Origin of the sequence: Pseudomonas weihenstephanensis, assembly GCF_001043055.1 — a bacterium.
Lineage (GTDB): Bacteria > Pseudomonadota > Gammaproteobacteria > Pseudomonadales > Pseudomonadaceae > Aquipseudomonas > Aquipseudomonas weihenstephanensis.
Genome location: NZ_JYLF01000002.1, coordinates 1 through 12,019, shown reverse-complemented (window position 1 = coordinate 12,019; position 12,019 = coordinate 1). Strand labels below are relative to the sequence as shown.

Genomic DNA, 12,019 nt, shown 5'->3' with positions numbered 1-12,019 from the left:
ACACGTGGGCATACCCTTGGGGCTCACGGTATACCCATGACTAACGTGCCACTCCCAGAAAAAGCACCGGTGGCAGGAGCGCTGCCCGGTCGACGGGTGAGCGCGAAGGTCACATCGTCCCCACCCGAACTGTTGACGATGTTGGTGGTGAATGAATTCTCCGGGGCCACTTGTCCTGTCCCTCGCAGCATGCCCGTTCCCAGGTTCGGATTGCTCATCCTCAGGACACCGGCGTCAAACGAGGCGGGAATGCCTTTTAGCGTAATGGTGATGGGCATGGTGATCCCGGGATCAGGGCAGGCGTAGCTCAACCGTAGAGTCGTGCGTATCGGCGTGCTGCTGACAGTTTCGCCGATGAGCGTACGGTCGACAGTATTGAAGTTGACGTCGATGGGCTGATTGCTATTAATCGTGCAGGTGGACGGCTCAGTCATAAAGTCATTGCCCGCATACAAAAGCACCTCCACTTCATGGTCTTTATGAAAGCCTTTTTGATAAAAATAGAAGGTGGCAAACTGCTGGCCAGCATGGATATTAATAGGTTTGCCGGGAGAGCCTCGGGTCAGGATGTACATGTAGGTATCAAGGTCATGCCTTTTTGAGTCATTGCGCATCGTGGCAAGCAGAATATTTCCCGTCACGGGACTGGGATAGTCAGTGCCCCGTATGCGCAGCCCCACCTTGTAATTTCCAAAATAGGGTGACTGTAAAGCCCCAGGCTTTGTGTACAAACGATCCGTCCTTGATACAGGCCCGCTTTCCGGTGTGTAACGGCACTCCATGCGGTAGCCATTGAGATCAATTCGTCCCGTACTGGGGTTAGCGATCAAAGGGACGGTTAGCGGGAACCAGCCGCCAGCCACACTCTCCCAAGGACCGCTATCCACTCGGCATTGCGAGGCCATAGCCGTGTGCATGAACAACAACAGTAAGAGGCCGGTCAAGTATTTCATTTTGAAGTAATCTCTTCACACGAGCGCGTCGGTGCACTCCGTAGGATAGGGGGACGATTTAAACCGTTATGGGTAATCCAGGGTAAATGTCGAGGTCGCGCTAAATACGCCAGCGGTTATCGATTTATCTGCCAAGGCTTGAGGCTCCCCCCTTACATAAGCGTTGAAGGCAATAACGTTGTTACCGTCGCTGAGCGTTTGTTCATCGCTAATGACATTGAGAGGCAGCGGTTGATTGGCCGGTGTTTCAAGCCCGATTGCAATACCGTTCGCAACGCTGCCTGCGTCCAGCGCAAGCAGTCCGGGAAGTGCCATATTTTCCACACCACTGAACGTGGTTGTGACCGAATCAGCAGTATCCGTATCGCAGTCTTCAAGATGAATTTCGAAACGCCTGCCCATCGTGCGAGAGTTTGAGTAGAGCTCGCGGCTTGAGACTTCTTCCATGTTAAGTTCCAACGCCTCGTCACCTGGACGAAGGGTACAGGCCTCAGCCACCAAGTTGCCCTTGAACGTCAGATTATCAGCGCCATGGCCTCGCCCGGACATCAGTAGGAATGCCACCAGTAAAAAGAACAATGTGCCCATCTGGACACCCCTGATTTGCATTGCACTTCTCATAACCGCCCTTCCTTACTGAAACTCGGCCAACAAGGTGGCCGATGCCGAAAAACCGCCCGTGGTGAGCTGTACGCCTGGTCGCTTGATCGGTACTGCTTCAAGCACTGGCGGTGTTGTGGGGTTGATGATCAGCGAGGTATTGAGGTCGAAGGGTGTACCGTCTTGCAGAAGTCGAATGCCTAGATCGGAAACGCTGGTCTGCACAGCGGATGATTCGAAAGACGTGGCGACGCCTTTAACAGTCAACACCATTTCCCAAGGTAAAGTGCCCGAAGAGCATGTAATCGTGTAGCTCACCGACTGACGATAATTAATGCCGTCAACCTTGTTGATACCGACATCCTTGAAGTCGGCTTCTATTGTGCTGCCACTGTTGATCGTACACGGCGGGGGCTCTACTAATGTCCCGTCGAACGTGAGGTTCGCCATTGCATGGCTCCCAAGCCCCATAGAACACAGTGCCAGCAGAGCAGGCTGTTGCCAGAGTCTCATGTGTTTTTCCTTGTCATTGCCATGCAACCACAACCGTTGCCGATGCCGAAAAAGTACCGGCGTTTAGTACGCTGCCACTCTTCTTCACGGGCACCGCTTCCATGCTCGGTAATGTCGGATAGGTGAAGCTCACGGTGTTATTGAGGGGCCAGACCACTCCGTTGATAAAAAGCTTGATGCCCAAGTCCGCATTGCTGGTACTCAGAAATGCACTGTCGAAGCCTGCCCCGGTACCTTGCAATTTGAGGGTCATGCCATTGGAGGGCAAGCCCGTGCATGTGACCGTATAAGGCACCTTACGTCGATAATTAAGACCGTCGATACGGGTCGTCATAAGGGCATTACCAAAGGGGACGTTGAGCGTGCTCCCTCCATTAATGACGCAAGAGGGAGGCGCCATGATGACCCCCCGGATAGCCAACGTGACCTGTGCCAAAGCAGCTTCGCTGATAGCTAAAAGCAGCAGGCTACACACGCATAAGGACCTGGCATTTACGGCTTTAGCCATGGTTGCACCCTCACTCATAATTGAGCCTGAAATCCACCACGGCCCTGAAAGTGCCATTGGTCAGCGCTGCCGGGGTGCGGGTGGGCTGGACATACCACGTCAACGTGTCACTGCCGTGGGCCAAAAATAAAGGTTCGCCTCTGGACCCCAAACGCACATCCCGCCCCATTGCGTCGCTTAGGCGTAAACCTAACCCGGTGACGCCGCGTACCTGGACCAAACGGGGATCATCCGCGTCGGCAGGCGCCAGAAAAGCGACTGACACCACCGGGTGATAAGCACTCCAGACCAGCTTGCCCGTACGTTGATTGGTGATACTGCCCGCGGCCCGTCGACAGTCAAAAAAACGCAAGTGGAAAGCAATGGGGGCCGCCCTATCACCCGGTCGTTGCAATAGACTGCGCGGGACATTACCAAGCTCCACCGTCTGATACGCAGAAGGCATGTCCACGACACAGGCGGAATGGTGCAGCGAACCGGTGATATCCAGTAATCCGCCCATACCGTCATCATCCGCAGCCTGGGTGCTAGACGTCAGTAGCACCCACAAGAGGCAACCGAGGACCTTTGTACTGTCAGGTTTCATGCGCGCCTCCTGTAGCAAGCATTACTCATCACCCGGGGACGCTTTCAGGTCCACTGTGCAGGTATCACCCGAGCAGCTGAAAGCGAGCGTCGGGCGGCCACCGTAATCATTCACATAGGTTACATACGGCGTAACGCCGAGCGCTTTGGCACTAGGGGCTAAGGCGAGTGAGCCTCTGGGCGGTACCATTAATGGCTCAAAACCCTCGGCTGTCTTGGCATCCTTACTGCTGCGCGCATCCACCAGCGTGATGTAGTAAGGGGTTGGATTGTTGACTTGGTACTGGTCCCCAACCCGGGTGAGGGTCAGCTTTTGCTGCCAAGGATTGGACAGCTGTTGCTGGCTCGGCACGATCGCAGTTGGCCGATAAAACAGCTTAATCCGTGTTTGCAGAGCAATTTGAAGCGTGTTGGCCTTGTCAGTGCGGGGCGGAATTTCACGCAAGTTGAAGTAGTAGACACTCTCCCTGTCCTGAGGAAGGAATTTAGCGGCTGGCAATGCCTGAACCTTTACTTGACTCTGCTTGCCAGGCTCCAGCCGTTGAACGGGGGGAAGCACCGTCAACGGAGTGGTAATCTTGTTGCCCTGTTCATTCTCGATCCAGCCGTGAGCCAAGTAAGGGAGCTGCGTGTTGTTGTTGGTGATGCTCATGCTGACAGCATCTTTACTGCCGTCAAAAATGACCCGGGTTCGATCAAGGCCAATGGCTGCTTTAGCGTTGTTGAATACACACAACGCGACCAGCGCAAGCGCCAAAGGCGTTAAACGTGAATTGAGTGTCATAAGGTTTTGTTCTCCGTGTCGTTATCAGTCAAGGGGGTGAGCGCAGGCAACCTGTCATGCGCACTTGCACCTTGGCAAAGCAGGCTCAGCGCAGAGGCCAAACCATCGGCCGGCAAGCTCGCAGGCAACATCAACGTGCAGCGTTCTGCACCGCCCCAACTCACGGTCATCTGTTGGCCAGGCTCGATACCGCTCAGGTAAACACTGCCGTCCTCGTTGACGATCCCCGTGTCCTGCTGCCTCTGATTTTTCACCGTGGCGCCAAATGGAGGCACACTGCCATCAAGCAGTTGGATAATCGCCATAGCCTTCTCACCGGAAATCACATCCAGTGAGCGGTAGCCAATAGCCCCTTCAGTCAACGTCAGTTGGGTCACTGATTGAGTTGCCTCGGCATTGGCTGGCAGGTTTTCCAGATCGACACTTGCCGCCGTGCGGTGGTAACTGCTGATGTCTGCAATAACGGTTTTGCCAAACGCGTTGCTGCGGCTCGCTACACCATATCCTCGGATCGGTATGCCGGGCACACCGGCGGTGTCGACCATCAAACGCGTACCGCCCATCGTGCCGGCCCGATGCAAAGCTCCCCCTTTGGTGGTGAGCGTGCCGCCGCCACGCGCAGAAACACTGAGGCTGGTGTAGTCGTTTTCTTGTGCGCTGGCGCTGAGGTCCAGGTTAACGCGATCACCGACATGACTGAGGTATCCGCTGACAGCGTTATCACTGGCCGACAGTTGATAGCTATTGCGCTCATCGAGCCGATCACTGAACCGCGCTGAATAGCTGTTTTTATCCAGTGTTCTGCTGGCATTCGTTGATAACGTCCCCGATCTGCCCAACGGTAAACTGAGTGATACGTACATCCCGGTACTGCTTTGTGCTCCGCTGCGCTGATCTCGCTCCTGATTACGAAACAGGTTCATGGACAGGCTCATGTTCTTGATCGTGCCCACACTGAAATAACGGGCCAACGATAAATTCCATCGTTCGCTGACGGGGCGGTCCCAATAAGACTGGTTGCTGTAGTTGAGATAAACAGAGACGCCGGCATCACGAAACTGCTTATTAAACGTAGCGGTGTAGAGCGCCTTACTGCCTCCGACCGGGCCGCCATACTGACTCGCGTCCAAATACTCACTCATGCTCAGGTAGTTTTTTTCCGAAAAACGGTAACCGGCAAAAGTGATTTGGCTATCAAACTCTTCAAATCGTTTCGAATAACTCAAGCGGTAGGACGCACCCGACAATGTTTCATCCGACAGCGATGTTTGTGCGCGCGTGGCATCAAATGACAGCGCTCCAAATGCAAGCAAGTCACGCCCCAAGCCCATGGAAAATGCTTTGTAATTGTTATCTGTGATTGCGCCGCCATACAGGGACCAGCCATTACTCACCCCCCACGAGAACTCACCCGTGGCGAAAGCATTACCCTGTCCGCCCTTATGCAAGTCTGATGGACGGCCACCGGCCACCTTGTAACGAACAGTGCCCGGGCGCGTCAGGTAAGGAATACTCGCTGACTGCACCTGAAAAGTGCTGACAGTACCGTCTTGCTCTTCAACGCGAACGTCCAGGGAGCCACTAACGGCATCATTAAGGTCCTGAATGCGAAACGGCCCGGCAGCAACCAGCGTTTCATAGAGCACACGGCCCTGCTGGCTGATGACAACTTTGGCGTTGGTCAAGGCCACACCTGTTACTTCAGGCGCATAGCCGCGCAAGTTGGGAGGCAACTGCGTGTCATCAGAATTCAGCATGGCGCCGATATACCGAAAACTGTCGAAAATATCTGAGTACAGATAGTTTTCGCCCAATGTCAGGCGCGACTGAATCGCGGGTAATGCGCGATAAGCGTAAAAACGGCTCCATTCCAGTTTTTGCGTACTGCCTGTATCAGCACTGTCGGCACGCCCTTGCCAGTCGGCGCGAAAACGCCAAGGTCCTGCATTGGCGCCAACAGTGCCGTTGCCGCTGAAATTATTGCGTACCGCCTCGTCTCGCTGATGGATGTTCTGCGCCGTGATGTTGTAATCAAGCAGCAGACCCGGAACACCTTCATCCCACCGCGATGGCGGGTCCCAATTGGGTGCGCTGTATTCAAAGTAAACCTGCGGCAGCGAGATGTGCAGCGTAGAGGAGCTCAAATCACCCGAGACATCCATTCCGGGCAAACTGCGTGTATCTAGACATTCGCCACTTTTCCACCATGCCAACTGAGACACATACTCTTTCTTCAATCCCATCTGGTCCACCAATTGGGGGGACAGGCAAGCCTGGCTGCCTTTGGGGTCTTGCTCGGGAGGATAAAACACCACCGACTGCTCCGGGAGTGTGTCGCTGTTTATCTGCACAGCCATCGGGTAAGTCCCCGGCAAGATGAAGCCACTGCGCGAGAATTGAGACAGGTCAAAATTGCTGCGATCGTTCAGATCTAAAATATCGGTGTTGAACTGAATATCCCCAGTGGCCAATACACTACCGCTTATCGACATGAGCCCAACAAGCAAACCGGGTTGCAGTCTTAGCTTTCCAATCAAAGGGTTTAATAACGCGTACAGCCCATACATTCAGTAATACTCCAGCCTGAAACGCACCGCAGCACGATGACTTCCGACAGCCATTGGCTGATCATTGCCAACCAGTTGAAGCACGTAGTTGAGCACCATGTCCTCTCCCGCCAAGGGCGTCAGGTCCATGGGCACGCCCGGAATACTTTCCTGCCCATTTGCATCTGTTATATGCAAGGCCACACCCTGTGAAGATCCTAAGGCCGCGAAAGAGCGCCCTTCGCGATCAGTCAAACCTTCAAAGGTCACCCGTACATGCTCCCAATCCGGCAAATAGTGGCCTGGACGGGCGGGGTCAGGGCGGGTGAGCGAGCACTTGACCAAGCGCAATGAAAAGGGATGTGGATCGCTCTCGCCTTCGCGAATTAATCGCCCGACAGGGACGGGCGTCATATCAATCACTTGATAAGCACTGCTCGCATCCAGAGCACACGCAGAATCGAGAATTTGCCCTTCCAACGTTACAAGACCGCTGCCTTGATGTTGTTGCCCTGCAAATACAGGCAGGCAGGAAGTTGCAAACATGACAAGCACGCAAGTAAACGCTGGCACCGTAAATACGTTCACATGAAACTCCCCCTCCAGCTTTGTCCTGCCGCCGACTTCACGGCGGCAGGACAAACACTTATTGGTAAGCCAGGGAGAAGTTAGTCACGGCGCTAAACTCACCCGGGGTGATATCGCCCGTTGCCTGACCTTTCAAGAAAGCACCAAACGACAGTTGGTTATTACCGTCTTGAAGGAGTTGCGGCTTGGTCGCTGTGCCCAGTACCACCGCGGTACCACTGCCATCGACCATCATGATGCCAGCGCCTTTAGCCGTCCCAACGATACCCAACGCACCAGGAACATCAGCCGAGCCAGCCCCGGTGAAAGTAGTGGTGACCGTCTTATCTGTAAGAGAGGCTACATTGCACCCCACCAGCTTGATGTGGAAATCTTGAGGGGTCGCCGTGCCACCCCCCGCCAGTGCCGACTTTGCAACCTGGCCAAGTCCGACGGTTTGATCCACACTTTCGGGGTCGATGGAGCAGGCGGCTTCAATAATCGCTCCTTTGAAAGTAACAGTGCCTGCGCCTGCGCCCGCGGCATGAGCAACTGAGGCAGGACCTGCCAACAAAACCATGGACGCCAACGCAGCTTTTATTGCAATGTTCATCTAAATTATTCCTATGTAAGCCAATTAAAATACGCTGCTTTAATTACTCACACGTTTGCGTGACCGTGAACACTTGAGAAACACCTTGCACCCGAGCAAGTTGCTTCAACACGCGCCAGTTCACAACGACGCTCATCATTCAAGGACAAATGAATGCCCTATGAGTATCCGAACACCGAAACAACGCACAATTAAAGCAATCGTTAATTTCTGCATTGTTTTATCAATGGCTTCAATATCGCCACGTACTGAGCACGAAGACTTATATACGTAGATCAACTATCTACCCCTGATGAAACAGAAAAGAATTTAACTGTTAATTTTCAATTCGCTTGTAGGAATTTACTGAACATTAAAAAATCGTTCCTGCGTGTCATGCAGGCCACGGGAACGTGGTGGTGAAAAATGAATAAAAAAAAACCGTGATCAGTGATCACGGTTTTAAAGGCTATGGGTGGTTACTTGCCGAGGGGTATTTTCGGCGCCCATTGAAGCCATTCATCTTCGAAGGCATCGAACAATGGGAAGGTTTGCTCGGGCCGGGCTTGATTGCCCATTTTGCCGTCATCCGGCGTGGCAAATGCGATACCGCCCTGGATCAAGGTCTCAAGTGATTCGGTGCGCACTGTCGCGCCCTTGAACAAACCAAAGTCGACACCAAACCCACTGGTGTTCCAGAAGCGACTGCCGCTGCGCACCAGAGGTGCGTAGCGTGGCTCGATCAAGATGTGCACCAGCACTCGATCCGCCGTATTGCCGAGCTCATATCCGGTTACCTTACCCACGGTAACTTCGCGGTAGGTCACCGGCACGCCCTCCTTCAGCGATCCTCGGCGCGCAGCACTCAGCACCAAACTAAGCCCGGCCTGAGGCAGAGCAGCATCAGGCGCGCGATCCAGTGCTACGAAGCTGGTTTGCTGGCCTCGGTCTTTGGCCGCAGGCTGCACCTCAAGGTATTGACCCGTGACGAGGGTTTCCAGGTTGGCCGTTTTCATCAAACCCAGTTCCGGTTTAACCACCCAAAACTGTGAGCCGACCCGTGCAATGCGATCAGGAACTTCGGTAATACGTGCCTGAAGCAAGACAGATTGCAGATCATCACTCAGATCAACGCTTTCGACTTTTCCGACTGTCAGCCCTTTAAAGCGAATGGGTGAACCGCTGCTTAAGCCGTCGGCTCGGTCTACTTTTATCGTGATGGGCACGCCTTGCTCCATTGCCGCATCGCGATCAGTAAACAAGCGGAAACGTGGAATGCGCTTTTGCAAGGGAGCAGTTGCTTTCGGCGTTTCGAAGGCAATGCCGCCTGCCATCAGGCTTTGCAGCGATTCGCTTTTAACCTGGATGCCGCCAGTAAATCCGCCTGTCAGGGTTATGCCGCTGGCATTCCAGAATCGCGTAGAGGCATTCACCAGATTTTCATATTCTTTCTCAATGTGAACGCCAATGATCAGTTGCTTCTTGGTGCGTGAGAACTGGTAGCTCTGAACCGATCCGACTTTCACCTGTTTGTAGAGAATCGGACTCCCAACATCCAGCGATCCCAAGTTGTCAGTGAACAGCACCATATGCAGACCTGGCGAACGTAAATCCAACGGCGGTGCTTTGGGACGGGCAATGAACTCGCGCTCAGGTGTGCTGCCTTTATCGCCGGGACGTATGGCGATGTAGTTGCCTTTGACCAAGGCTTCCAGACCGGTAATGCCCGCCAGCGATATAGAGGGTTTGACGACCCAGAATTGAGTGCCTTCTACCAAGTAATCTTCGGCCAACGGGTCCAGCGCCAACTCAGCGCTGGCGCTGGTTAGATCCGGATCAACCTTTAAGCCTTTGAGACTGCCGACTTGAATGCCTTTGTACATGACCGGCGTACGGCCTGCCTGCAAACCTTCGAAGTCGCTGAGTTTAACTTTGACCTTGATCCCGGCCTGCGCCGCATCAAAGTCCTCATACAAGCGGAACGGCAAACTTGAGTCGGTCGGTGGGCTGTCTTTGCGATTCTCCGGTGTCGCAAAAGCAATGCCGCCAGCGACGATGCTGGCCAACGACTCACTTCGCAGCTTTACACCGGACAGATTGGCGTCAATGCTGATGCCGCTGGCATTCCAGAAACGTGTGTGTTTGCGCACTAGGTTGGCATAAGTCGGTTCAATGAAAACTTTGACCTCGACTGTGCTCTGGTCTTCAGACAACACATAACTTTTGATCTGGCCGACCTGGATTTGTTTGTAAAACACCGGACTGCCGCGGTTCAGTGAACCTAAACGGTCTGCCTTGAGCGTGAGGTGCAATCCAGGCTTTGCATCAGACAGCGGCGGTTCTTGCGAAAGTGCTTTGAACTTGCGCGTAGGCTCCCCATCCGCTGGGCTAACAGCGATGTAGTTACCGGACACCAGGGTTTCGAGACCAGTAATACCTGCCAATGTCACGCTCGGCTTAACCAACCAGAAGCGGGTGTTGGTTTTCAGATACTGCTCAACATCTTTGTCCATTTCGACGGTGGCGATGACGCCTTTGCTGGGGCCTTCTTCATCCAGCGCCAAGGTCTTTACCTTACCGACTGGCATGCCCTTATAGACCACTTCGGTTTTGTTGGCGACGATCCCTTCTCCGCTTTCGAAACGAACCTGGATGTTGATCCCGGTTTCGCTGTAAGCACGCCAGCCCAGCCAGCCGCCAATAATCAGCGCAATGAGGGGGAGAATCCAGATGGCCGACCAGTTAGAAGCCGGGCGGGTTTTAGCGGTAGGTAAATCACTCATGGTCGTCGTCCGACTCCGTGTTATCCCAAATTAGTCGGGGATCGAAAGTTACAGCTGCAAGCATTGTTAGTATCACCACACTGGCAAACGCCACAGCGCCCAGGTTGGCCTCAACACTGGCTATACGGCCAAAGTTAACCACTGCCACCAAGATGGCGATAACGAAAATATCCAACATCGACCAGCGGCCAATGAATTCAATAAATCGGTACATGATGATGCGTTGTCGGGCGGATAAAGGCTGGCGGCGCTGAACAGAGAACAGCAGCAAAGCAATGCCCACCAATTTAAAGGTTGGCACCAGAATACTGGCGATAAATACCACGGCGGCAATCGGGATCATGCCGTGCTGCACCAACTCAATGACGCCGGCCATGATAGTACTTGGCGAGCCCTGCCCTAACGAACTGATCGTCATGATCGGCAGCAAGTTGGCGGGGATATAAAGAATCGCTGACGTCAGCAACAGCGCCCACGTTCGCATCAGGCTGTCGGGACGACGCGCGTGCACTAAGGCACCGCATCGAGTGCATGTTTGCTCATCTGTTTGAGCGTCTTGCCGGTTGAGTTCGTGGCACTCGGTACAGATCAAGATCCCGGCATCAATTGCACGCATGAGCATCCTCCCCTGAGAGGGCCTGCCATATCTGGTGAGGCGACATGACGACCTCCAGCCAGACTTGAACCAGTAACAGGCTGACGAAGCAGGTCAGGCCAAGTCCAAGACTGAGTTCCGCCAGGTCGGCCAACTTCACAATCGCCACCAACACCCCCATCAAGTAGACCTCAAGCATGCCCCAATCTTTCAGGTGGTGATAAATACGGTAAATGAGCAGGCCATATTCGCGTCCTATGTTCCAACGAATACTGAGTAACACCGCGAGCTGGCAGAGTAGCTTGAGCAATGGGATGCCCATGCTGCACAGGAACACGACAACAGCGATACCTTGCATACCCGTATCGAACAGCCCGACTACGCCGCTCCAGACGGTGTCTTGTGAGACTTGGCCCAAAAGATTGAGTTGCATGATGGGTAGAAAGTTCGCAGGCACGTAGAGCAGCAGAGCAGCAATCACCAGCGCAAGACTGCGCTCAACCACGTTATGACGATGGGCATAAAGCTCATATCCGCAGCGCGGGCATTGAGCTTTCTCACCGAGGGCAAGATGCGGCTTGCGCATCAAAAGATCACACTCATGGCAGGCCACTAACTCGTCCAGCGGTAAATCTGACACCCTGCGGGCGTCAACCGGATCTGGCATATAAGGAGTCTCTGGCTTTGAAATAACTGCGCCCATTCTAGTGTGCGGAGCATGAAATGACTGCGTCTATTTGTAGGACTTTAGGTGAAGCACGCCGGAGTGGTGCCCGGCATGGCTGGTCAGTGGCCTGAGATCACGTTGCAAGCTGAGCCGATAATCATTGTTTTTCGAGCGCACAAACAAAATCCCCATCTGCGTGAGCAGACAGGGATTCTGGAATTTAATCTTGACGATGACCTACTCTCACATGGGGAAACCCCACACTACCATCGGCGATGCATCGTTTCACTACTGAGTTCGGGATGGGATCAGGTGGTTCCAATGCT

12 protein-coding genes and 1 rRNA gene are annotated in these 12,019 nt (G+C 53.8%); all 13 read right to left on the bottom strand.

Features of this window, described 5'->3' with window-relative positions; translation table 11 throughout:
• Window positions 1-23 precede the first annotated feature (23 nt).
• Window positions 24-953, bottom strand: coding sequence for a fimbrial protein (locus tag TU86_RS04215; RefSeq protein ID WP_048363056.1), 930 nt, complete (start codon window positions 951-953; stop codon window positions 24-26).
• A gap of 66 nt (window positions 954-1,019) precedes the next feature.
• On the bottom strand, window positions 1,020-1,541 hold the full coding sequence (locus TU86_RS04210; RefSeq protein WP_239658764.1) for a fimbrial protein: 522 nt from the start codon (window positions 1,539-1,541) through the stop codon (window positions 1,020-1,022).
• A gap of 45 nt (window positions 1,542-1,586) precedes the next feature.
• Window positions 1,587-2,066 (bottom strand): fimbrial protein, encoded by a 480-nt coding sequence (locus TU86_RS04205; RefSeq protein ID WP_048363055.1) that lies wholly within the window; start codon window positions 2,064-2,066, stop codon window positions 1,587-1,589.
• A 13-nt stretch (window positions 2,067-2,079) separates the two neighbouring features.
• Window positions 2,080-2,574, bottom strand: coding sequence for a fimbrial protein (locus TU86_RS04200; protein WP_048363674.1), 495 nt, complete (start codon window positions 2,572-2,574; stop codon window positions 2,080-2,082).
• Window positions 2,575-2,584: 10 nt separating this feature from the next.
• Entirely contained in the window at window positions 2,585-3,160 is a 576-nt protein-coding gene (locus TU86_RS04195; RefSeq protein WP_048363054.1) for a fimbrial protein, read from the bottom strand.
• A gap of 21 nt (window positions 3,161-3,181) precedes the next feature.
• The gene (locus TU86_RS04190) at window positions 3,182-3,943 is read right to left on the bottom strand and encodes a fimbria/pilus periplasmic chaperone (RefSeq protein WP_048363053.1); all 762 of its coding nucleotides are present in this window, start codon (window positions 3,941-3,943) and stop codon (window positions 3,182-3,184) included.
• Window positions 3,940-6,510 (bottom strand): outer membrane usher protein, encoded by a 2,571-nt coding sequence (locus TU86_RS04185; protein ID WP_053075978.1) that lies wholly within the window; start codon window positions 6,508-6,510, stop codon window positions 3,940-3,942. Before TU86_RS04185 ends, TU86_RS04190 begins: the two co-directional genes overlap by 4 nt.
• Window positions 6,511-7,035 (bottom strand): fimbrial protein, encoded by a 525-nt coding sequence (locus tag TU86_RS04180; RefSeq protein WP_048363052.1) that lies wholly within the window; start codon window positions 7,033-7,035, stop codon window positions 6,511-6,513.
• A 100-nt stretch (window positions 7,036-7,135) separates the two neighbouring features.
• Window positions 7,136-7,669: a fimbrial protein gene (locus tag TU86_RS04175; protein WP_048363051.1), complete on the bottom strand. Its 534-nt coding sequence runs from the start codon at window positions 7,667-7,669 to the stop codon at window positions 7,136-7,138.
• 458 nt (window positions 7,670-8,127) lie between these two features.
• A complete protein-coding gene (locus TU86_RS04170; protein WP_048363050.1) occupies window positions 8,128-10,431 on the bottom strand; it encodes a PqiB family protein in 2,304 nt (767 codons plus the stop codon).
• Window positions 10,424-11,047, bottom strand: coding sequence for a paraquat-inducible protein A (locus tag TU86_RS04165; RefSeq protein ID WP_048363049.1), 624 nt, complete (start codon window positions 11,045-11,047; stop codon window positions 10,424-10,426). Before TU86_RS04165 ends, TU86_RS04170 begins: the two co-directional genes overlap by 8 nt.
• Entirely contained in the window at window positions 11,034-11,693 is a 660-nt protein-coding gene (locus tag TU86_RS04160; protein ID WP_048363048.1) for a paraquat-inducible protein A, read from the bottom strand. Before TU86_RS04160 ends, TU86_RS04165 begins: the two co-directional genes overlap by 14 nt.
• Window positions 11,694-11,917: 224 nt before the next feature.
• Window positions 11,918-12,019 (bottom strand): 5S ribosomal RNA (gene rrf / locus TU86_RS04155); the annotation flags it as partial.

Excerpts from the sequence above, each read along its gene's own strand:
- TU86_RS04215 (WP_048363056.1), bottom strand. The coding sequence starts at position 953 with ATGAAATACTTGACCGGCCTCTTACTGTTGTTGTTCATGCACACGGCT.
- TU86_RS04210 (WP_239658764.1), bottom strand. The coding sequence starts at position 1,541 with ATGGGCACATTGTTCTTTTTACTGGTGGCATTCCTACTGATGTCCGGG.
- TU86_RS04205 (WP_048363055.1), bottom strand. The coding sequence starts at position 2,066 with ATGAGACTCTGGCAACAGCCTGCTCTGCTGGCACTGTGTTCTATGGGG.
- TU86_RS04200 (WP_048363674.1), bottom strand. The coding sequence starts at position 2,574 with ATGGCTAAAGCCGTAAATGCCAGGTCCTTATGCGTGTGTAGCCTGCTG.
- TU86_RS04195 (WP_048363054.1), bottom strand. The coding sequence starts at position 3,160 with ATGAAACCTGACAGTACAAAGGTCCTCGGTTGCCTCTTGTGGGTGCTA.
- TU86_RS04190 (WP_048363053.1), bottom strand. The coding sequence starts at position 3,943 with ATGACACTCAATTCACGTTTAACGCCTTTGGCGCTTGCGCTGGTCGCG.
- TU86_RS04185 (WP_053075978.1), bottom strand. The coding sequence starts at position 6,510 with ATGTATGGGCTGTACGCGTTATTAAACCCTTTGATTGGAAAGCTAAGA.
- TU86_RS04180 (WP_048363052.1), bottom strand. The coding sequence starts at position 7,035 with ATGTTTGCAACTTCCTGCCTGCCTGTATTTGCAGGGCAACAACATCAA.
- TU86_RS04175 (WP_048363051.1), bottom strand. The coding sequence starts at position 7,669 with ATGAACATTGCAATAAAAGCTGCGTTGGCGTCCATGGTTTTGTTGGCA.
- TU86_RS04170 (WP_048363050.1), bottom strand. The coding sequence starts at position 10,431 with ATGAGTGATTTACCTACCGCTAAAACCCGCCCGGCTTCTAACTGGTCG.
- TU86_RS04165 (WP_048363049.1), bottom strand. The coding sequence starts at position 11,047 with ATGCGTGCAATTGATGCCGGGATCTTGATCTGTACCGAGTGCCACGAA.
- TU86_RS04160 (WP_048363048.1), bottom strand. The coding sequence starts at position 11,693 with ATGCCAGATCCGGTTGACGCCCGCAGGGTGTCAGATTTACCGCTGGAC.